The organism is Saccharopolyspora dendranthemae, assembly GCF_007829955.1.
GTDB classification, from domain to species: Bacteria; Actinomycetota; Actinomycetes; order Mycobacteriales; family Pseudonocardiaceae; genus Saccharopolyspora; species Saccharopolyspora dendranthemae.
Genome location: NZ_VIWX01000004.1, coordinates 54,888 through 75,887, shown reverse-complemented (window position 1 = coordinate 75,887; position 21,000 = coordinate 54,888). Strand labels below are relative to the sequence as shown.

Genomic DNA, 21,000 nt, shown 5'->3' with positions numbered 1-21,000 from the left:
AACTCCTCGTTGCTCTGTGCGGTTCACGTTGCCCGGCCGGTGCGGGGCTCTCCGGAAATCCGGGTGCCGCGGGGCCGGGGTTCGTTGGGGTAACGGGGGAGAGGGGTGGTGGGTTACTTCTTGTACTTGCGCAGTTCCCGGCGCGCCAGGGAGCGGCGGTGGACCTCGTCGGGGCCGTCGACCAGGTGCAGGGTGCGTGCGTGAGCGTAGAGGGCGGCGAGGGGGAACGCCTGCGAGACGCCGCCTCCGCCGTGCGCCTGGATGGCGCGGTCGATGACCCAGGTGGTCATCTCCGGGACCGCGACCTTGATCGACTGGATCTCGGTGTGCGCGCCCTGGTTGCCGACCGTGTCCATCAGCCACGCGGTCTTGAGCACCAGCAGCCGGCACAGCTCGATCTTCACCCGGGACTCGGCGATCCAGTGCTGGACCACGCCCTGGTCGGCCAGAGGCTTGCCGAACGCGACTCGCTCGGAGGTGCGCTGGCACATCAGCTCCAGCGCCCGCTCGGCCATGCCGATGGCGCGCATGCAGTGGTGGATGCGGCCGGGGCCGAGCCGCGCCTGGGCGATCGCGAATCCCTCACCCTCACCGGAGATGACGTTCTCCACCGGTACCCGCACATCGTTGAACACGATCTCGGCGTGACCGCCGTGGTCGGCGTCGTCGTAGCCGAAGACGTTCATGCTGCGCTGGATCTCGACGCCCGGGGTGTCCTTGGGCACGAGAACCTGGCTCTGCTGGCGGTGCCGCTCGGCCTCCGGGTCGGTCTTGCCCATCACGATCAGGATCTTGCACCGCGGGCTCATCGCTCCGGAGGAGAACCACTTCCGGCCGTTGATGACGTAGTGGTCGCCGTCGCGGGTGATGCGGGTGCCGATGTTGGTCGCGTCGGAGGAGGCGACGTCGGGTTCGGTCATGCAGAACGCCGACCGGATCTCACCGTCCAGGAGCGGCTGCAGCCACTGCTTCTGCTGCGCCGCGGTGCCGAACTGCGTGAGCACCTCCATGTTCCCGGTGTCCGGCGCCGCGCAGTTGGTGGCTTCCGGGGCCAGGTGACCGGAGCGTCCCATGATCTCGGCGAGCGGGGCGTACTGCAGGTTGGTCAGCCCAGCGCCGTGCTCGCCGGGCAGGAAGAGGTTCCACAGACCGCGCTTTCGCGCTTCAGCCTTGAGCTCCTCCATGACCGGCGGGTGCGCGGCCCAGCGGTCGGAGGCCTCGCCCAGCTGCTCGGCGAACACCGGTTCGGCGGGGTAGATGTGCGAGTCCATGAACTCCAGCAGCTGACCGCGCAGCTCCTCGGTCCGTGCGTCGAACGCGAAATCCATCTCTCATGCCTCCTTGAGGGTCGCCAGGCCTTGCGCGACGAGCGGAGCGACCAGACCGCCGACGTGCTCGAAGCCCTCGCCTACGGTCTGGTCGTGGATGAAGCGGTAGTGGATCCCTTCGAGGATCACCGCGATCTTGAAGAAGCCGAACGCCAGGTACCAGTTCACATCGGACAGATCCAGCTCGCTGCGCTCGGCGTAGCGGGTGAAGAGCTGTTCGGCGCTGGGGAATCCGTACTCCGGGCCGATTCCCTTGGCGATCGGGTTGTTCTCCAGGCCGCTGAAGCCCTCCCAGTAGACCGCCAGCAGGCCGAGGTCGGTGAGCGGGTCGCCGATGGTGGCCATCTCCCAGTCGAGCACGGCCTTGATCTGCTGGTCGTCACCGACGATGACGTTGTCGAGCCGGTAGTCGCCGTGCACGATGCCGACCCGGCCGGTGGTCGGGACCTGGTCGGCGAGCCGTTGGGAGAGTTCGTCGATGCCGTCGACCTCGCGGCTGTGGGAGGCCTTGAGCTGCTTGGTCCACCGGCGGACCTGGCGTTCCAGGAAGCCCTCCGGACGGCCGAACTCGGCCAGGCCCACCGAGGCCGGGTCGATCGAGTGCAGGTCGGCGAGCACGTCCATGAGCTGGAACGACAGGTCGCTGCGCTGCTGCGTGCTCAGTCGGTCGGTCTGCTCGGGGGCGCGGAAGACGGTGCCCGGCACGTACTCCATCACGTAGAACGGGGCGCCGAGAACGGAGTCGTCCTGGCACAGCACGTCGGTGCGCGGTACCGGTACGCGAGTTCCGGCGAGGGCGGTGAGCATCCGGTGCTCGCGGCTCATGTCGTGCGCGGTCGCCAGCACGTGGCCCAGCGGTGGGCGCCGCACGACCCACTGCCCGGTGCCGTCGCTGACGATGTAGGTCAGGTTCGAGCGGCCGCCCTGCACCAGCTCGCCGGTGAGCTCGCCGGCCACCAGGCCGGGTGTCTCGACGTCGAGGTACGCCCGCAGCCGGTGCAGGTCGAGGCCGGGCAGCTCGTCGGGCTCTGGTGCGTTCACCTGATCTCCTCGTCCAGTGGTGCGGATCCGGCGGGCAGCAGCGCGGCCAGCCGGGTTCGGGTCTCCGCCGGGCCGGTGTGCAGCACGGCGTGCATGCCCAGGTGGCGGGCGGAGTCGACGTTGGGGGCGCCGTCGTCGACGAAGGCTGTCTGCTCGGCGGGCAGGCCGAGCTCGTCCAGGCTCATCCGGTAGATGCGCGGGTCGGGCTTGCGAAGCCCCACCCGGCCGGACAGGACGGTGGATTCGAAGAGTCCCGTCAGCTGCTCCCACGGGTAGGCGTCGATGTTTCCCCAGCTGTTGGACAGCAGTGCGGTGCGGATCCCGCGTTCCCGCAGGTCGCGCACGAGGGTCAGCATGGCCGGTTCGGGACGCATCCGCGCGAAGAGTCGTCCGAGCAGGTCATCGGGTGCCACGGGCTGATCGTCGAGGGTGCGCAGCCGGGCGGCCATCGCTTCGTTGAAGCCGTCCGCGTCGAGTTCGCCGGTTTCCAGCAGGTGCACGGGCGTGCCGGCGGGCGCATCGCGGGAGAGCCACTGCTTGAGCGCGGCGGAGAACAGCTCCGGCCGGATCCGCTCTTCGGTCAGCCAGGCGTTGATCGAGTCGCGCGTGGGTGTGGTCAGCACGCCTCCGTAGTCGAAGACGACCGCGCGCACGGCCGGGCTGGCAGCACTGGAACCCATGAACAGGACCGTACCGACTAGACGGTATGTCGCGCTAGCCCCAGTTCGCGGACTCCGTCGTGCCTGCGCTGAGGGGTGATGTGCGCGAGCACGGATGGAGCAGGCGATCACACCGCGTCTGCGTACGCACGGTTCCCGTCCGGGTCGCGGGTCCACCCGGGTGGCCGGTGTTCATCGGGTCGGCGGTTGCGCACGCGCCTCCCGCGCGATCCGCTCACGCTGCGTCAAAGGTGGTAACTCCGGCAAAATCACCCTCGTTGACCAGATTTCTACTCGTCGGTAGGTTACGAATTCACCGCGCGGACAGCACCTTTCGAACTCCACCGAGTGTGCAGGAGAGGCCAATGAAGTCCGTCCTCAGTGGAAAGCGCGCCGCCATCGCGGCCGCCTTCGCCGCAACCGCAGCCCTCACCATGACTCCGCAGGCCATGGCTGCTCCCTTCGACATCAACTTCGACTGCCAAGGTGATGCGCCGACGGGTGCTCAGCAGTTCACCCTGGCGCAGAGCACCGATGTCTCAGCTCCCGAGACCGTCGCTCCCGGAGCGGCTTTCGACGTCGTCGTCGACCCGGCCGTGAACACCATCCCGGGCGAGGTCAACGGCAACACCGTCAAGGAGGTCGGCGGTTTCGACCTGAGGCTCCCGATCCCGGCGAACTCCACCTACGTCTCGGCCGACCTGGCCGGTGGCTCCAACCTGGGCCCGAACCCGCCGACCATCAACGTCGAGAACGGCGTCGCCACGGTGCACCTCGACGGCCCGATCGCCGGTGGCAGCGAGTTCGAGCTGCCCACCATCACCGTGCACCTCACCGCGGGCGAGGCCGGCACGATCGAGACCAAGCTGGCGGGGACCAGCTACGAAGACCCGGGGCTGACCTTCACGGCGGTCGTGTCCTCGATCATCGGTGACGTCGACGTCCCGTCGGCGTGCTTCCCGAACCCCAACCCCACGCTGACCACCACGACCATCGGCTGACGCAGGAGCTTTCCGCGGCGGGGGCGCATCGCGTCCCCGCCGCTCACTCGCGCGTGATCAGGTGCGCGGCGATCCCGGCGACCAGGCCCCAGAAGACCGAGGCGATCCCGAACGCCGTGATTCCGGACGCGGTGACCAGGAAGGCGATCAGCGCACCGGTCCGGCTGCCGGCGTCGGAGGTGGCCTTGGCCAGCGTGCCGCCGATCGTGTCGAGCAGGCCGATCCCGGCGAGAGCGGCGATCAACACCCCCGGGAACGCCGCGATCAGGCTCGCCAGCGTCGCGCCGAAGATCCCGATGACGAGGTACAGCGCACCCGAGGTGATCGCCGCCTTGTAGCGCTGGGCGGGTTCCTCGTGGGCTTCGGGTCCCATCGCCAGCGCCGCCGTGATGGCCGCGAGGTTGATGCCGAAGCAGCCCAGCGGAGCCAGCAGCACGTTCACCGCACCGGTCCAGGACAGCACCGGTGAGATCGGCGTGGTGTAGCCGTGCGCGCGCAACGTCACGACGCCGGGCAGGTTCTGCGAGGTCGTGGTGATCACGAACAGCGGGATCGCGATGCCCACCACCGAGTGCACCGAGAAGTCCGGCCACGTCCACGCGGGCGTCGCCGCGGCCAGGTCGATGTCGCCGGCCCGCAGGGTGCCTGCGAAGGCGGTCCCGGCCAGGCCGATGATCAGGCTGATCAGCACCGCGTACCGGGTCAGGAAGCGCTTGCCCAGCAGGTAGCCCGCCAGCATCGCCGCGACCAGCGCGAACTCCTCCCGCATCGTGGTGAACAGGTCGATGCCGAATCGCAGCAGCACGCCGCCGAGCAGTGCTGCGGCGATCGCGGGCGGGATCAGGTTCACCGCCCGCTCGAACAGCCCGGTCACGCCCACCAGCAGTGACAGCAGTGCGGCCAGCAGGAACGCGCCGATCGCCTCCGGCATGGTCAGGCCGTGCCCGCTCGCCGCGAGCAGCGCCGCGCCCGGCGTCGACCAGGCGAGCACGATCGGCGCGCGGGTCCGCAGCGACAGCGCGATCGAGGTGACGCCGATGCCCAGGCCGAGTGCGAGGATCCAGGAGGAGATCTCGGCAGGCGTGGCTCCCAGCGTTCGCGCGGCTTCGAAGACGATGGCGGCGGAGCTCACCACCCCGACCAGGGTGGTGATGGCTCCGGCGGCCAAGGTGGACACCGGAGCGGCGGGTAACCGCTGACGCAACTGCACGAGCCCATCCGTTCTGTATATGGAACGATGGTGATGCTAGGAGGTGCCCGTGGAACCGGTCAAGCTCGTCGGGGAGAACCTGCGTGCGGCCCGCACCCGGCGCGGCCTGTCGCTGTCGGAGGTGGCCAGGCAGGCGGGCATCGGCAAGGGCACGCTCTCCGAACTCGAATCCGGGAACCGGAACCCCACCCTGGAAACGCTCTACGCGCTCGCCACGGTGCTCGGCCTGCCCCTCGGACGGCTCCTGGCGGCCGAACCCGAGGCGCGAGCCGAGGAGCCCCTCCGCGTCCACCGCGCCGCCGGCCCCGAGATCTCCGGCCGTGCCGCCGACGTCGAGCTGCTGGACAGCGTCGACGACGGCCGGACCCGCCTGGAGATCTACCGCCTGCACATCCGCGCGGGCACGAGCTACACCTCTCCGGCGCACCACCCCAGGGTCATCGAGCAACTCCACGTCCACACCGGAACCCTCGTCACCGGGCCGGAATCGGACCCGCAGACCCTCGGCCCCGGCGACTACATCCGCTTCGACGCCACGGTCCCCCACGTCTACGAAGCCCCCGACGCCGCCACCACGGCCACCCTCGTCATGCGCTACCCGGACTGAACACCCAGCAACCGCACGACCGGGTGGTGGGGTGGGGACGTTTTCATGAAAACTTCCCCACCCCACGACGGAAAGCGAAAGTCCCTCCGGGACGGGGGACCGGAGGGACTTCCTGGGGGTGAGCACCTGGCCGTTTCGGGGCGGTTCAGGGGCTCGGTGCGGGTGTCCTCGGGGATGCGAGGACACCCGCCTCGTGACTGCTCAGGCGTTGTCCTGCTTGAGCATGTCGGAGCACTTCTCGCCGATGGCCATGGTGGTGATGTTGGGGTTCACCGCCACCAGGAACGGCATCACCGAGGCGTCCGCGACGCGCAGGCCGTCCACGCCCTTGACCCGCAAGCGCGGGTCGATCGGCTTCGAAACGTCCTCGGCCGCACCCATCTTCACCGACCCCGCGGGGTGGTAGACGGTGTTGTGGGTGCGCTTGATGTAGTCGGCGATCTCGTCGTCTGTCTGCACTGCCTCGCCGGGGAAGAGCTCCTCGCCGGCCCACTCCTGCATCGCCGACTGCGCGACGATCTTGCGGGCCAGCTTGATGCCCTCGGTCATGACGCGGATGTCGTGACCTTCCGGGTCGGTGAAGTAGCGCGGGTCGACCTTGGCCTTGTCCCGGAAGTCCTTGCTGCGCAACCGGACCGTGCCGGTGGAGCGCGCACGGGTGACGTTCGGGGTCAGGCAGAAGGCGTTCTCCGACGACGGGTAGCCCTGCCGCACGGTGTGCATGTCGAACGGCACCGAACCGTAGTGGAACATCAGGTCCGGCCGGTCCAGGTCGTCCTCGGTCCGGGTGAAGATGCCGATCTCCCACCACTGGGTGGAGTCCTCCACCATCGGCTTCTTGGCCTCCCAGCTGATCACGCCCTCGGGGTGGTCCTCCAGGGTGGAGCCGACGCCGGGGGAGTCGACCAGCACGTCGATGCCGAACTCGCGCAGGTGCTCGGCCGGACCGATGCCCGAGAGCATCAGCAGCTTCGGCGTGTCGATCGCGCCGGTGGACAGCACGACCTCCTTGCGGGCGGAGATCGTCTTCGAGTGGATCAGGTCGTCGCTGAGGTACTCCACGCCGGTGGCGCGCGTGCCGTCGAAGGTGACCTTCTTGGCCCAGGCGTTGGTGCGGATCTCCAGGTTCGGCCGGTCCATGATCGGGTGCAGGTAGGACACCGACGACGAGGAGCGGGTGCCGTCCTGCTTGGCGTTGATCTGGAACCAGTTGGCGCCGTGCGTGACGGTCGTGCCGGAGTTGAACTCCGTGGTCGGAATGCCCTGCTGCTCGCAGGCTTCCAGCAGCGCGACACCGGTCGGGTCCTTCGGCGGGACCGAGCGGATGGTCACCGGCCCGCCGCGACCGTGGTGCTCGCCCGGCCCGTCGTTGGTCTCCAGCCGCTTGTACAGCGGGAACATGTCCGCCGAGCTCCAGCCGGGCAGGCCCATCGACTCCCACTCGTCGAGGTCCTCGGCCGGTGCCCAGAACGCGATGCAGGAGTTGTGCGAGGAGCAGCCGCCCAGGACGCGGGCACGGGCGTGCCGCATGAACGAGTTGCCGTTCTCCTGCGGCTCGATGAGGTAGTCCCAGTCGTAACCGGACTCCAGCAGCGCCATCCACTTCTTGAGCTCGAGGACGTTGCTGTCGCCGACGTCGGACGGTCCGGCTTCGATCAGGCACACGGTCGTGCCGGGGTCCTCCGACAGCCGGGCCGCGACAGCCGCGCCTGCGCTACCGCCACCCACCACGACGTAGTCGAACTGATCGGTCATGGTCATTCCTTTCAGAACTCAGACGAGGGAGGTGTTCTCGTCGCCTTCGGCGTCCTTCTCGGCCACGGCGTGGTCGGCGAGCACGCCCACCTTGTGCCGCTGGACGAACCAGTAGTAGGCGAATCCGCCCACCGCCGCGATGCCGACGAACAGGACCGAGCTGTACTGCAGGTACCAGTGGAACGGCGGTTCGGCGTTGTAGACGTCCTTGCGCGGCCACGCGAGGTTGGTCGACATGCCCAGGCCCCACAGCACGGCCAGGACGTTGATCGGCAGGCCCCACTTGCCGAGGCTGAAGCGGCCCTCCTCCTTGACCGGCTTCCACTTGCCGCGCAGTCGCGCGACGAGCATCGGGATCGTCACCAGCAGGTAGGAGATGTAGATCAGGATGATGGCCAGCGAGGTGATCGCGGTGAAGATCTGCGGCTGACCGATGTTGACCAGCAGCAGCACGATCGCGACCACGCCGATGAACACCGCAGGGGCGACCGGGGTCTGGAACCGCGGGCTCACCCGGGCCAGCAGCTTGCCCGCGGGCAGCGCGTTGTCGCGGGCCATCGCGAACATGATGCGGATCGCGGCGGTGTGCACGGCCAGCACGCAGACGGTGATCGCCACGAAGATCGCGAGCAGGAAGAGCCTGCCCACGAACGGGCCGAGCGCGTCGCTGAGCACGAACTGCAGGCCGGACTCCGCCAGCTCCGGGGCGTTGAAGTCGCGGGTGGCCATCATGCCGAACAGCAGGATGAGACCGCCGAGCACGAACGAGGCGATCAACGCCCGCAGGATCGCCCGAGGGGCGTTCTTGTGCGGGTCGATCGATTCCTCGCCCAGCGAGGCGGCGGTGTCGAAGCCGTACATCACGTAGGAGGAGGCGATTCCGGCGACGAGGAAGGCGCTCATGTAGCTGCCGCCGTAGGCGGCCTCGGTGCCGTTGGTGTCGAGGACGATCGTCGGCGGGTTCACCACGACCAGCGCCAGCGCGATGATCAGCAGGACCGCGGCGGCCAGCTCGATGAACACACCCGTGGAGTTGATCTGCGCCATGAGCTTCACGCCGTAGGCGTTGACCATCGTGGTGAACAGGATCAGCACCAGCGCCAGCAGCACCGCGTTGACAGCGGAGTCGGTGGCGTCGGCGCCATCACCGATCACCTGGAACCCGGCCCAGATCTGCGGCAGCGTGTTCTGGTAGGCCAGCGCCGTCGCCGAGATCGACACGATCGAGGCCAGCAGCATCATCCAGCCGGCCAGCCAGCCGACGTGGGGACCGCCGAGCTTCTTCGCCCAGTTGTAGACGGAACCGGCGATCGGGTAGCGGGACGCCAGCTCGGCGAAGCTCAACGCCACCAGCAACTGCCCCAGGAACACGATCGGCCAGGACCACACGTAGGCGGGTCCGCCGAAACCGATCCCGAAGTAGGACAGTTGGAAGGTGCCGGTGAGCACCGAGATGTAGCTGATGCCCGCGGCGAAGGTGTGGAAACTGCCCAGGCTTCTCTTCAACTTGTTGGTGTAACCGAACTCGTTGAGCCCGGCGTCGTGACTGGTGGGCGCGCTCATGCCCCGAACTCCTTCCCCGGCCGACCACACCCGCCGGGGACGGCAGACGGGGCGACGCGGGTTGGTTTGTTTGCGTAGCGCGAAATCCCGCTTCCCGCAAGCTCGTTGCGGGAGGTGCGGTGGCACGTCCGGCCACCGCACCGGCACAAGATTCCTTCCTTACTTCGAGGAGAACCAGTTCTGCGGACCGGGCCGCAGGTTCTGGTAGACGTGCTTGGCCTCCTGGTACTCGCCGAGTCCGCCCCGGCCGAGCTCGCGTCCGATGCCGGACTGCTTGAAGCCACCCCACTCGGCTTGCGGGAGGTAGGGGTGGAAGTCGTTGATCCAGACGGTTCCGTGGCGCAGCCGGTTGGCGACCCGCTGGGCCTTGGCCGGGTCACCGGTGAACACCGCACCGGCCAGGCCGTAGTGCGTGTCGTTGGCGATGCGCACCGCGTCGTCCTCGTCGGTGAAGCGCTCGACGGTCAGCACGGGACCGAAGGATTCCTCGTTCACCGCGTAGGTCCGCTGCTGCACCTCGTCGAGAACGGTGGGCAGGTAGTAGTGGCCGTCCGCGTAGCGGTCGCCCTCGGGGCGCTTGCCGCCGGTGCGCAGGACCGCGCCCTCGGCAACGGATTTGGCGACGTAGTCGTCGACCTTCTCCAGGTGCGCGGCGGAGATCAGCGGGCCGGTCTCGGCGTCCTCGTCGAACGGGCCGCCGATGCGGATCTGCTCGGCGCGGCGGACGATCTCGTCGACCAGCGCGTCGTGGATCTCGTCCTGCACGATCAGGCGGGCACCCGCGGAGCAGACCTGACCGGAGTGCAGGAAGATCGCGGTCAGCGCGAAGTCCACGGCGGTGTCGAAGTCGGAGTCGGCGAAGACCACGTTGGGGTTCTTGCCGCCCAGCTCGAGCGCGACCTTCTTGACGGTCGGCGCGGCCATCGCCGAGATCTTCCGGCCGGTGTGCAGACCACCGGTGAACGAGATCAGGTCGACGTCGGGGTGTTCGGCCAGCACCGAGCCGACCTCGGCTCCGGCGCCCAGCACCAGGTTCCCGACACCTGCGGGCAGTCCGGCTTCCTCCAGCACGCGCATCAGCAGGATCGCGGTGGCGGGGGTCAGCTCGCTGGGCTTGAGGATGAAGGTGTCGCCCGCGGCGATGGCCGGCGCGACCTTCCAGGCCACCTGCAGCAGCGGGAAGTTCCAGGGCGTGATCATGCCGCAGACGCCGACCGGCTCGTACTGCACGCGACTGATCGCGTCCGGGGTGCCGGTGTCGACGAGGCTGCCCGCGTCGGTCCCGGCGATCTTGCCGAAGTAGCGGAAGCAGGCGGCGATGTCGTCCATGTCGTACTCGCTCTCCACCAGGCGCTTGCCGGTGTCGAGCGATTCGGCGCGGGCGAACTCGTCCTTGTCGCGGACGAGGAGGTCGGCGACGCGCAGCAGCAGGTCGCCTCGGTCCCAGGCCGAGCTGGTCGGCCACGAGCCCTCGTCGAAGACCCGGCGAGCGGCGGCGATGGCCTGCTCGGCCTCGGTCCGGCCGCCTTCGGAGACGGTGGCGACCAGCCGTCCGTCGGCGGGGCAGTGGATCTGCCGGGTGCGGCCGTCGGCGGCCGGGACCCACTTGCCGTCGATGAACAGCGTGGGCCCCGAATTGTCTGCTTGCGGCATGACTTTCCCCGTTTGTCGCTCGTTTGTCCGCTTTGGCGGCCATCATGAACACGCCTCGCGAGAGGCGCCTGGTTCACAATGCGGCGGGCGCCGATTCGTCGCCACACGAAATCCGCACCGGGTGATGCGGAGCAATTCGCCGAATGGTGCGCTTCATCGGCACTATTCGGTCCGCGAATTCACCTCCTGGCGGTCCATTCGGTGGCTATCCGGCGCGTTTTCTTCCGCATTCCGCGCGACGCATTTCTGCCGCGCGGAAACGATTGGCCGCGGTGCCGGGAGAGGACACTAGCACCAGGCATGTACATCTGTACATCATCGGGCGTGGAGGATCTGTCGAGCGGCTGGAAAAATGCGCGATGAACTGGCCAAACGCGGTGTCGGTGACGTGGACCGCATCGGGATCGGAGCGGACGTGGCAAGCTGGATCTCCTGGACGCGGGCCGATCACCGCACGGCCGAATCGCTCGCCACCCGGATGCCGGAACTCGTTCACGCGCTGTGACAGGGGAGGAACACCGAGCGCATGTCGACCACCCAGCCCGCGCCGCCCGCTCGACGCAAGGATCCCGATCGCCGCGAGCGCATCGCTCGCGCCGCGATCGAGGTGGTGGCCGACCGCGGCGTCGAGAAGCTCACGCACCGCAGCGTGGCAGCGGCCGCGGGGGTCCCGCTCGGGTCCACCACCTACTATTTCGCGACCCTCGATGACCTGCTCGCCAGCGCTCTGCGCCAGGCTGCCGAGGACGACGTCGAGCACATGCGCCAGTGGGCTGCCGACCTGGAGTCCGGCCAGGACCTCGCCGAGGCGCTGACCGACCTGGTGCTGCACTACCTGGGGCCGGCTCGGGCGCAGACCGCGGTCGAGCACCAGCTCTACATCGCCGCGCTGCACAAGCCGGCGTTGCGGCAGGTGAGCCAGGAGTGGGACACCTGGCTGGCCGAGCTGTTCGCCTCCTACACCGACGAGTCGACCGGCCGCGCCCTGTCGGTGCTGTTCTGCGGTTGGCAGCTGCAGGGGATCGTCCGGGAATCGGTGCCGAGCCGAGACGAAATCGAGATGACTTTTCGGCGGATGCTGCAACCGGGTGCGAAAACCTGATTCCAACAGGCTTTTCAGGGTCGGTGTCCGGATGGTCAACATCCGATGTCCGTTGGATTGCACTGGAATCAGGGCAGTTGATCTCAATGGTCTCGGCGAGGAAGATGTAGGCATAGCGATCCGTGTGGCATCGGTGTCGGTGATGTCGTCGCAGTTGTCGGTTTTCGGCCCGGCGAGACGCATCAGCGGATGAATCTCCGGTGCGAGCGCGGACTTGCCGCGTCGGGGCGTGGCTCGCTCCCAGCACAATTGATCAACTCAGGTGGGGTGAGACCGTGGGGCACATCGAAGACCGCGAACTGGTACCGCTGAAGGCCGATTTCGACACCGTTTGGTACGGATACCGCCGTTCGCAGGTGAAGTTCTACATCCAGCAGACCGAAGCCGAGCTGCGGCTGGTCACCGAGGACAGGGACTCGGCGTTAAGCCAGGTCAACGAACTGTCCACGCAGCTCGACCAGGCTCGCGCGCAGGTCGAGGAGCTCAAGGCGGAGCTCGACGCGCAGGCGCAGGAGCCCATCTCGACCGAAGCCCTGTCCGACCGGATGCGTCGCATGGTCCGTCTCGCTCAGGACGAGGCCAAGGAGATCGTGGCCAGCGCTCAGGCGGCGTCCGAGCACGAGTGGGCCCGTTCCGAGCAGGCCGCTGCCGAGCTGCGCAACCGCTACGAGAAGCTCGTCGCAGAGGCCGATGAGTGGCGTCGCCAGTCCGAGGAGCAGCGCAACGAGATGATCGCGCGCACCCGCTCCGAGGTTCAGGACATGGCCAAGCAGGCCGAGCAGCAGCGCAGGCAGCTCGACAACGAGGCCGAGGACCGCCGCGTCCAGGTGGAGCACGACTTCGAGGTCTCCATGTCGGCCCGCCGCGAGGAAGCCATGCGCATCCTCGCCGAGCGCGAGCAGGCCAGCCGGGACGAGGCGCAGCGCCGCGTCCGCGAGGCCACGGCCGAGGGAGAGCGCCGCGTGCTGCGCGCCGACGAGTACTCGGCGACGATGCACCAGACCAGGCAGCAGCTCGCCGAGCAGGTGCGCGCCGCGCAGCAGATCCTCGGCAACGCCGAGCCGTTCCTGGTGGCCACCGAGACCGGTTCGGACACCGAGGGTTCGGACGCCTACGTGGCCAACACCGTCCACAATGGAGAATCGGACGTCGAGGTGCCCAAGCAGCGCGACGAGGAGCCGCTGCCGCAGGAGGCCGAGGCGACCGTCTGACGAGTTCCAGCACCACCCGGGGCGGCTCGCCCCGGGTGGAGGCCGCTCGCCGCGCGTTCGGCGGGCGGCCGATTGCTGCGCGCGGAGGACGGTGTCGAGAACTCGCCGCGCGCTTCCCGGTGGTTCGCTCGGGTGGCTAGATTGCTCCGATCGTTGTGCTCACCGGGAGGTCGGATGAACTGGCGCGGATGGGGAACCACCGCCGTGACCTGCGCGATGCTGCTCGTCGGGATGCCCGCGGGCGCGGCTCCGCCGGACGACGTCGCGCAGCGGCTGGAAGACGTGCCGGGCCTGACGGTGGTGGGCGAGCGGCCCACCGAACCGGGCTTCCGGTTGTTCGACCTGACCTTCACCCAGCCAGCCGACCACCGGCACCCGGAAGCGGGCTCCTTCCAGCAGCGCCTCACCCTGCTGCACCGCGACCTCTCCCGGCCGTCGGTCCTCTACACCACCGGTTACGAGCTGCCCGCCAGCGCTAACCGCACCGAACCGACGCAGCTGGTCGACGGCAACCAGGTGAACCTGGAACATCGCTTCTTCACGCCGTCGCGCCCGGAACCGGCCGACTGGAACGATCTCGACATCTGGCAGGCCGCCACCGACGAGCACGAGGTGATCTCGGCGTTGCGCGGTGTCTACGAGAGGCAGTGGATCACCACCGGCGCGAGCAAGGGCGGCATGACTGCGGTCTACCACCGCCACTTCTACCCGGACGACGTGGACGGAACCGTTGCGTACGTCGCACCGAACGATGTGGACAACGATCGCGACGCCTACGACCGGTTCCTCTCTTCAGTCGGTACCGATCAAGCCTGCCGCGAGGCTCTGACCGCCCTGCAGCGCGAGGCGTTGATCCGCAGACCGGAGATGATCGCCAGGTTCCAGGCGTTCGCCGACGCGCAGGGGATGACCTTCGACCGGATCATCGGCGACATCGATCGCGGCCTGGAACTGGTCGTGCTCGACGCCCCGTGGAGCTTCTGGCAGTACCGCGGTCAGCAGGACTGCGGGCAGGTCCCGGCACCTGCGGCGAGCACCGACGAGATCTACCGGTTCCTCGACGAGACCGTCGAGTTCGCCTTCTACACCGATCAGGGCATGGAGCCCTACGCGCCCTACTACTACCAGGCGGGAACCCAGCTGGGCTGGCCCGGAGTCTCCGACGAACCGCTGGCGGACCTGCTGCACCACCGCGACCTCAGCCAGCCGCGCAACCTGGTCCCGCGCGAGATCCCGATGGAGTTCGAGCCGGGCGTCATGCGCGAGGTGGACACCTGGGTGCGGAGCCAGGGGTCGCAGCTCATGTTCGTCAACGGGCAGAACGACCCGTGGAGCGCGGAGCCCTTCGAGCCGGGACGCCACGACTCGCACGGCTACCTGGTCCCGGGTGCCAACCACGGAGCCAAGATCGCGGGGTTGCCCGCCGAGCAGCGCAGCGAGGCCGAGGCCACGGTCCGCCGGTGGGCGGGCGTGGACGTCCCGGCGCTGCGCAGCACGCGGATCGACCACCAGCCGCTGGAACGTCACCCCCGCTGACGCGCGGCCAGCCGGTCGTAGAGGCGCAGCAGGAAGTCGTGGGCGGGGCGTTCGACCACCTTGGTCAGCGCCCAGCCCACGGCGGTGCCGGTCACCAGCATCGCCGTGGTCTGCAGCAGCGGCGGCACCCCGTTGGTGTCCAAGTAGTGCAGCAGGATGTAGCCGATGGTCTGGTGACTGAGGAACACACCGTAGGAGATCCCGGCGAACCAGGTCACGCCCCGGGCGAGCTGCGGCGGCAGCTTCCAGTCCGGACCGCAGGCGACCAGGGTCAGCACCAGCAGTCCGAGGCAGACGCCGGCGGTGGAGCCCCAGTCGCAATCCAGCACGCCCTCGGGGGTGCGGACGAAGTTGTGCATGACCTGGGCGAACATGCAGCTCGCCAGCAGCAGCGCGAAGTGCGCGCGCGAGAGGCGCCCGGTGGCGACCATCCAGATCGCCACCCCGGCGACGAACAGGTGCCAGCGGTGCGCGCCGAAACCGTCCACGAGCATCCGGTAGGTCTCGGGCGCTCCCGAGATGCGCAGGTGCCACTGCGCGAGCGGCAGCAGCACGGCCGCCCACAACACCCACGGGAGCTTGGTGCCGTGGCCCCACCTGGTCGAGTAGAGCGCCGCGGCGAAGGAGAAGCCCATCAGCTGCAGCGGGACCGTCCAATGTGAACCGTCGAGGAAGGCGTAGTCCAACGGCTTCCAGTTCCACAGCATCAGCAGGTGGTCGGCCAGGTCCCGGCCGCTCGGCTCCACCCAGCTGGGCGGCCGCAGGAACCGGAGGACGAGCCAGATCACCAGCACCGCGCCGACGAACGGCGGCACGAGCCGGGCCATCCGCTTCCACCAGTACCGCCACACGCTGCCCCGCCCGATCGTGGCCGCAGCGAAGTAAGCGGAGATCACCAGCAGCATGCTCGCGCCGACCTGGTACGGGAAGACGAGCCCTCGCGGGGAGAGCTCCGGGTGCGTCACGCGGCTCATGTGGGTCGCGTGGTAGAGCATCACCAGGACCACGCAGCCGGTGCGCACGATGTCCCAGCTGACCTTCCGGTTGCTCCGTGCTGAGACGCGGCCGGCGCGCGTGGCGGTCAGTTCGTGCACGCTCGCTACCTCGAGTATCGGTGTGTCCGGAATCTGTCCTGGTAGAAGAGGGATTCTGGGCGAACAGTCTAGACACGTGCGCTGTTCAGCCGAGGCGGGGGCACAGGTGACCTGCGCGCCAGCAGCGCGAAGCTCAACGGCTCGGGCGTGCGGAGCTCGACGTCGTCGGGTTCGGGACGCCAGTCCGCTACGGGCACCGCGCCGGGGTCCAGCGGTTCGAGACCGTCGAGGTAGGAGAGCACGGTCTCGCGGTCGCGGCTGGCGGCCTGCGGGCAGCCCTGCAGCTTCGTGCGCAGCTCCTGCGCGGGCTTCGGGGCGAACTCCTCGGTGAACTGCGACAGCGCCAGGAACGAGCCCGGGGCCATGGCGCCGGTGTAGTGCTGGATGACCTCCCCGGGGTGGTGGTGCTCACCGAACATGTGCAGCACGCCGAACATCAGCACGGCCACCGGCTGCTCGAAGTCCAGCAGCCGCCGCGTCTCCTCGGCGCCGAGGACGGATTCCGGATCGCGGACGTCGGCGTGGACCATGGCGGCCGACCCGGTCCCGCCGAGCAGCAGCTGGCCCTGCGTGGCGGCGATCTGCTCGTTGTCGACGTAGACCACGCGCGCGGCGGGGTCCACCGCGGTGGCGATCTCGTGCGGACTGCCCGCGGCGGGGATGCCGGAGCCCAGGTCGAGGAACTGCCGAACGCCCTGGTCCAGGCAGGTGCGGATCATGCGCCGCAGGCAGTTGCGGGCGGCCAGAGCTTCCAACCGGACGTAGGGGGCCAGCGCGAGGATGCGCCGGGCCAGGGCGCGGTCCGCCGCGAAGTTGCTGCCGCCGCCGAGCATGTAGTCGTGCACACGAGCGTCGCTCGGACGGTCCAGGTCGAGGGTCCTGGTGATCATCGGTCGATCCGCCAATGTGTCTGCGAGTGACTTTCCTGCTGCGTAGCGTAGTGATCAGCGCCCGTCCTGATCAGGTGAAAAATCCGCAGCGCAGTGACGCAGCGTCACCTCGTTGGAGTAGCCCGAAAGATCTGCGAAGCGCTCGGCCGCCTCTGGGAGAGACGCGAAAATGCGTTTCCGGATTTGTGAAAAATCCGAAAAAACTGCGGGCCCAACCGGCGGATCCGGCTCCGGATGAAGATCGAATGGCAAGTGGGTTGGCGCAGTGAGGCGAGTATCACCCAAAAGAGAGTCATCAGCTGTATGCTCTCCGTTACTATCTGCGTCGCGTACCAGTGTGCCCAAAGGCAGCCCGACCCCGCATCCGGCGATGAGGAACCGTTGATGTCGACCGACAGCCACGTGCAGCCGCGAGGAGAGTTCCCTTACCGGTTTCCGGTGGTCGTCGGGTTCGCGCTCACCTTCGGCCTCTCCGGCGCGCTCCTGCTCTGGGCCGTGCTCCAGACGCCCGCAGCCGGATCGCCGATCACCGTCGTCGGTGGCCTGCTCGTCCTCGCGCTCTCGACGGCCGTGGGCGGCCTCGTGCGCGGCGTGCAGATGACCCGGCACTACCGGGTGGCCACGGCCAGCATGAACGGCGACATGGTGCGGCTGGCCGAGGACGTCCTGCCCGAGATGGCCCGGGAGCTGCGCACCGGAGCGACCCCCGACGAAGCCGTCAAGGCGCGCAAGAACGACTTCAGCGTGCCGCACCGGCGCGTGATCAAGGCGATGTCCAAGGAGCTGGCCGCCAGCGAGAAGGTGCGCGCCGCCGCGCTGTCCACCTGTTCCAGCGCCGCGGGTCGCGTGCAGGCGCTGGCCACCGGCATGCTCGCCGACCTGCGCGAGATGGAGGGCAAGCACGAGTCGGAGGACGTCCTCGCCGACTTGCTCAAGCTCGACCACAGCACCGCGCAGGCCGGTCGGCTCGCCGACAGCATCGCCGTGCTCACCGGAGCCCGCAGCGGCAGGCGCTGGACCAAGCCGATCGTGATGGAGAGCGTCCTGCGCGGATCGATGGGCCGGATCAGCTCCTACCAGCGGATCCGGTTGCACTCCACCAGCACCATCGCGGTCGTGGGCTACGCGGCCGAGGGCGTGATGCACGCGCTGGCCGAGATCATGGACAACGCCACCAAGTTCTCCCCGCCCACCGAGGAAGTGCACGTCTACGTCGAGGAGGTGCACAGCGGCGTCGTGGTCACCGTCGAGGACAGCGGACTGGCCATGAGCGATGCCGCGCTGGCCCACGCCGAGCAGGCGGTGTCCGAGACTCCGCTGGACCTCGCCGAGGTCTCCGGCAGCCGCCTCGGGCTCGCCGTGGTCGGGTGCCTGGCACGCAAGCACGAGCTGTCGGTGTCCTTCCGCGCATCGGCGCGCGGCGGGACCGGCGTGGTGATGATGATCCCGCAGAAGCTGATCACCCAGCCGCGCTCGGAACCCGAACGTCCCGCTGAGGACGAGCCGGCAAAGTCGAAGCCGACGCTGGACCCCCGCGTCGAAACCGAGAACGAATCCACCGACCCCGGCGAACTCCCCAAGCGCCGCCGGGGCCGAACCCTCACCGCAGTCCGCTCGGCGCCCACCCCGCGGCAGACCGAGGACAAGCGGCCGGACGCGGGATCGCGCTTCGGCGCGTTCTCCCAGTCCCGTCGCGACGAATCGTCCACATCGGACGAAGAACCCCGATGACGCCCCCGATTCCCCCGATTGGAGGTGTGGGACACGGGTCGCCCCGCTCGTCGTCCCGCAACCGCGATGACCATCGACACCCGTGAACTCGACTGGATGCTTGAGAACCTGCTGCAGAACACCCCCGGCAGCAGACATGCGCTCGTGCTGTCCAAGGACGGTCTGAAGCTCTGCCACACGGCAGGTCTCGGCGCGGATCAGGCCGATCAGCTCTCGGCCATCGCCTCCGGGATCCAGAGCCTCTCCTACGGCGCGTCCGTCGAGTTCGGCGACGGCACCGGCGGAGTGCGGCAGTCCATGACCGAGTTCTACGGCGGTGTGCTGTGCATCGTCGAGGCCGGATTCGGGGCGCACCTGGCGGTGCTGGCGTCCGACGAGGCCGACGTCGGGATCGTCGGCCACAACATGAACGAGCTCGTCGAGCAGATCGGCGAGCACCTGCGGAGTCCGAACCGGGTCGAGGTGTCATGACCAGGCGGCTGCTCGACGACGAGAACCCGGACCGGCTCTACATCGTCACCGGCGGCCGCACCCGCCCCGCCGACGAGGGTTTCGACTCGGTGACCTTGGTCGTCGCCGAGGGCGAACCGACCCCGGGGATGCAGTCCGAGCACGCCACCATCCTGCGCCTGGGACGCCGGCCGATCTCGGTGGTCGAGCTCTCCGCCGAGCTGCGGCTCCCGGTGAGCGTGGTGCGCATCCTGCTCGGTGATCTCCAGGCGATGGGCAAGATCACCGCCCGGCACCCCACGACCCGTCGCGACCCGTCGGAGATCCCGACGCCCGACTTCCTCAAGCAGGTGCTCGTTGGACTTCGCAACATCTGACCGGACCCCGTTGCGGCACACCGCCTCCGACGGGTTGAAGATCGTCATCATCGGCGGTTTCGCGGTCGGCAAGACGACCATGGTTCGCTCGGTCAGCGAGATCCGGCCGTTGAACACCGAGGAGACCATGACCACCGCCGGCATCGGCGTGGACTCCACCGCAGGTGTGGGCGGCAAGACCACGACCACGGTGGCCTTCGACTTCGGTCGGCTCACGCTCAACGAGCGGATGGTGCTCTACCTGTTCGGAGCGCCGGGGCAGGAGCGGTTCTGGTTCATCTGGGACCAGTTGTTCAGCGGCTGCCTCGGTGCGATCGTGCTGGTGGACTCCCGCCGCATCGAGGACTGCTGGTACGCCATCGACCGGCTGGAGGAGCAGGGCACGCCGTTCGTGGTGGCGCGCAACGTCTTCGGCGTCCCCAGGCACGACCTGCAGCAGGTGCGCGAGGCGCTGGACCTGCCCGACGAGGTACCCATGATCGACTGCGACGCCCGGGACCGGGAGTGCAGCAAGGAGGTGCTCGTGCGGTTGGTGCAGCACCTGCACGAGATGTCGCTGGCCCGGAGCCGGTGATGGACCCGCACGTGGGCGCGACCCCGTTCTTCGGCGCGCGGTTCCACCGCGACCCGGCCGCGGTGTACCGGCGGCTGCGTCACGAGCACGGCCCGGTGGCGCCGATCCAGCTGGAGGGCGGCGTACCGGCCTGGTGCGTGCTGGGATATCGCGAAGTGCACTACGTGGTGGGCAATCCCGAGACCTTCAGCCGCGATCCGAGGCGCTGGAATCGCTGGAACCGCGTCCCGGAGAACTGGTCGCTGCGCGCCTACGTCGAGCCCCGGCCGTCGGCGCTGCTGGCCGACCTCGCCGAGCACCGCACCCGAGGGAAGGGCGTGCACGAGGCGCTGGCCACTGTGGACTCCGTCGAGCTGGACTCGGAGGTGGAGCGCATCTGCGACACCCTGATCGACCGCTTCGCCGGTCGCGGCTTCGCCGATCTGGTCGTGGAGTACACCCATCAGATCCCGCTGCTGGCGATGGCCAAGATCTACGGGATCCCCGACGACGAAGCCCCGATGCTCACCCACGACGTCGCGCTGTCCGGGCAGGAGGGCGAGGAGGCGGTCCGCGCGCACGAGCGCACCGTCGGCCGGATGCTGCGACTGGTCCGCGAGCGCCGGGCGAGGCCGTCCGGCGACCTGGTCTCGCACCTGGTGAAGCACCCGATCGGCTTCTCCGAGGACGAGGTCGCCGCCGACCTGTTCATCACCCTGGGCAAGGCGCATCTGACCACATCGGACTGGATGGGCAACGCGCTGCGGTTGATGCTCACCGAACCCCGCTTCGCGATGGACCTGGCGGGCGGGCGCAGCAGCGTCGGTCACGCGCTCAACGAGGTCCTCTGGGAGGACACCCCGACCCAGAACCAGGTGGGCCGGTGGGCGACCCAGGACATCCAGCTCGGCGGAAAACCCATCAGGCAAGGGGATCTGCTGGTCCTGGGGCTGGCGGCGGCCAACGCCGATCCGCAGGTCCGGCCCCACGGCCACGAGGGCGCGATCGGCAACCACGCGCACCTGTCCTTCAGCCACGGGGAGTACGGCTGCCCCTACGCGGCTCAGGAGATCGCCAGGACCATCACGACCACGGGGATCGAAGTCCTCCTCGACCGCCTGCCGGACACCGAGCTCGGAGTCCACCCGGACGACCTCACCTGGCGGCCCTCGGTCCTCATGAGAGGTCTCACCTCCCTCCCGGTCACCTTCTCCGCCCACTGACCCCGTCCGCAGAAGA

Annotated in this window: 20 protein-coding genes; 11 read left to right on the top strand and 9 right to left on the bottom strand. The window is 68.7% G+C overall.

The window, feature by feature from the left end; all coding sequences use genetic code 11:
* Window positions 1–113 precede the first annotated feature (113 nt).
* From FHU35_RS19105 to FHU35_RS19095, 3 genes are read right to left on the bottom strand one after another with little or no spacing between them, the layout of a single operon-like run.
* Entirely contained in the window at window positions 114–1,328 is a 1,215-nt protein-coding gene (locus tag FHU35_RS19105) for an acyl-CoA dehydrogenase family protein (protein WP_145741673.1), read from the bottom strand.
* 3 nt (window positions 1,329–1,331) lie between these two features.
* The gene (locus FHU35_RS19100) at window positions 1,332–2,369 is read right to left on the bottom strand and encodes a phosphotransferase family protein (RefSeq protein WP_145741671.1); all 1,038 of its coding nucleotides are present in this window, start codon (window positions 2,367–2,369) and stop codon (window positions 1,332–1,334) included.
* The gene (locus FHU35_RS19095; RefSeq protein ID WP_145741669.1) at window positions 2,366–3,049 is read right to left on the bottom strand and encodes an HAD family hydrolase; all 684 of its coding nucleotides are present in this window, start codon (window positions 3,047–3,049) and stop codon (window positions 2,366–2,368) included. The genes FHU35_RS19100 and FHU35_RS19095 overlap by 4 nt, the downstream gene beginning before the upstream one ends.
* 344 nt (window positions 3,050–3,393) lie before the next feature.
* Between FHU35_RS19095 and FHU35_RS19090 the strand changes: the two genes are divergently transcribed.
* On the top strand, window positions 3,394–4,029 hold the full coding sequence (locus FHU35_RS19090) for a cyclase (protein ID WP_145741667.1): 636 nt from the start codon (window positions 3,394–3,396) through the stop codon (window positions 4,027–4,029).
* Window positions 4,030–4,072: 43 nt separating this feature from the next.
* On the opposite strand, the gene FHU35_RS19085 is transcribed toward FHU35_RS19090, so the two are convergent.
* Window positions 4,073–5,239 (bottom strand): benzoate/H(+) symporter BenE family transporter, encoded by a 1,167-nt coding sequence (locus FHU35_RS19085; RefSeq protein WP_145741664.1) that lies wholly within the window; start codon window positions 5,237–5,239, stop codon window positions 4,073–4,075.
* 49 nt (window positions 5,240–5,288) lie between these two features.
* Between FHU35_RS19085 and FHU35_RS19080 the strand changes: the two genes are divergently transcribed.
* Window positions 5,289–5,846: a helix-turn-helix domain-containing protein gene (locus FHU35_RS19080; protein WP_145741662.1), complete on the top strand. Its 558-nt coding sequence runs from the start codon at window positions 5,289–5,291 to the stop codon at window positions 5,844–5,846.
* Between the two features lie 201 nt (window positions 5,847–6,047).
* On the opposite strand, the gene FHU35_RS19075 is transcribed toward FHU35_RS19080, so the two are convergent.
* The 3 genes from FHU35_RS19075 to FHU35_RS19065 form a co-directional block, all read right to left on the bottom strand.
* Window positions 6,048–7,601, bottom strand: a complete 1,554-nt coding sequence (locus FHU35_RS19075) for a GMC family oxidoreductase (protein WP_145741660.1) — start codon at window positions 7,599–7,601, stop codon at window positions 6,048–6,050.
* A gap of 18 nt (window positions 7,602–7,619) precedes the next feature.
* On the bottom strand, window positions 7,620–9,164 hold the full coding sequence (locus FHU35_RS19070) for an APC family permease (RefSeq protein ID WP_145741658.1): 1,545 nt from the start codon (window positions 9,162–9,164) through the stop codon (window positions 7,620–7,622).
* A 159-nt stretch (window positions 9,165–9,323) separates the two neighbouring features.
* Window positions 9,324–10,817: an aldehyde dehydrogenase family protein gene (locus tag FHU35_RS19065; protein ID WP_145741656.1), complete on the bottom strand. Its 1,494-nt coding sequence runs from the start codon at window positions 10,815–10,817 to the stop codon at window positions 9,324–9,326.
* Window positions 10,818–11,169: 352 nt separating this feature from the next.
* On the opposite strand from FHU35_RS19065, the gene FHU35_RS29360 reads away from it, so the two are divergent.
* The 4 genes from FHU35_RS29360 to FHU35_RS19050 all read left to right on the top strand — a co-directional run bounded on the left by FHU35_RS29360 (window position 11,170) and on the right by FHU35_RS19050 (window position 14,666).
* Window positions 11,170–11,322 carry a hypothetical protein gene (locus FHU35_RS29360; RefSeq protein WP_186459507.1) on the top strand — a complete coding sequence of 51 codons (153 nt, stop codon included), beginning with the start codon at window positions 11,170–11,172 and terminating at the stop codon, window positions 11,320–11,322.
* 21 nt (window positions 11,323–11,343) lie between these two features.
* Window positions 11,344–11,919: a TetR/AcrR family transcriptional regulator gene (locus FHU35_RS19060; RefSeq protein WP_145741654.1), complete on the top strand. Its 576-nt coding sequence runs from the start codon at window positions 11,344–11,346 to the stop codon at window positions 11,917–11,919.
* Between the two features lie 275 nt (window positions 11,920–12,194).
* Window positions 12,195–13,130 carry a coiled-coil domain-containing protein gene (locus tag FHU35_RS19055; protein WP_186459506.1) on the top strand — a complete coding sequence of 312 codons (936 nt, stop codon included), beginning with the start codon at window positions 12,195–12,197 and terminating at the stop codon, window positions 13,128–13,130.
* 174 nt (window positions 13,131–13,304) lie between these two features.
* Window positions 13,305–14,666, top strand: a complete 1,362-nt coding sequence (locus FHU35_RS19050) for a S28 family serine protease (RefSeq protein WP_145741652.1) — start codon at window positions 13,305–13,307, stop codon at window positions 14,664–14,666.
* On the opposite strand, the gene FHU35_RS19045 is transcribed toward FHU35_RS19050, so the two are convergent.
* Window positions 14,654–15,760 carry an acyltransferase family protein gene (locus tag FHU35_RS19045; RefSeq protein ID WP_246110418.1) on the bottom strand — a complete coding sequence of 369 codons (1,107 nt, stop codon included), beginning with the start codon at window positions 15,758–15,760 and terminating at the stop codon, window positions 14,654–14,656. The genes FHU35_RS19050 and FHU35_RS19045 overlap by 13 nt on opposite strands.
* 68 nt (window positions 15,761–15,828) lie before the next feature.
* A complete protein-coding gene (locus FHU35_RS19040; RefSeq protein ID WP_145741650.1) occupies window positions 15,829–16,650 on the bottom strand; it encodes an SAM-dependent methyltransferase in 822 nt (273 codons plus the stop codon).
* A gap of 384 nt (window positions 16,651–17,034) precedes the next feature.
* On the opposite strand from FHU35_RS19040, the gene FHU35_RS19035 reads away from it, so the two are divergent.
* The 5 genes from FHU35_RS19035 (at window position 17,035) to FHU35_RS19015 (ending at window position 20,984) form a co-directional block, all read left to right on the top strand.
* Window positions 17,035–18,381, top strand: a complete 1,347-nt coding sequence (locus FHU35_RS19035; RefSeq protein ID WP_145741648.1) for an ATP-binding protein — start codon at window positions 17,035–17,037, stop codon at window positions 18,379–18,381.
* A 66-nt stretch (window positions 18,382–18,447) separates the two neighbouring features.
* Entirely contained in the window at window positions 18,448–18,852 is a 405-nt protein-coding gene (locus FHU35_RS19030) for a roadblock/LC7 domain-containing protein (RefSeq protein ID WP_145741646.1), read from the top strand.
* Entirely contained in the window at window positions 18,849–19,208 is a 360-nt protein-coding gene (locus tag FHU35_RS19025) for a DUF742 domain-containing protein (RefSeq protein WP_145741644.1), read from the top strand. The genes FHU35_RS19030 and FHU35_RS19025 overlap by 4 nt, the downstream gene beginning before the upstream one ends.
* Window positions 19,189–19,782 carry a GTP-binding protein gene (locus FHU35_RS19020; RefSeq protein ID WP_145741642.1) on the top strand — a complete coding sequence of 198 codons (594 nt, stop codon included), beginning with the start codon at window positions 19,189–19,191 and terminating at the stop codon, window positions 19,780–19,782. The genes FHU35_RS19025 and FHU35_RS19020 overlap by 20 nt, the downstream gene beginning before the upstream one ends.
* Entirely contained in the window at window positions 19,782–20,984 is a 1,203-nt protein-coding gene (locus FHU35_RS19015; protein ID WP_145741640.1) for a cytochrome P450, read from the top strand. The genes FHU35_RS19020 and FHU35_RS19015 overlap by 1 nt, the downstream gene beginning before the upstream one ends.
* Window positions 20,985–21,000 lie beyond the last annotated feature (16 nt).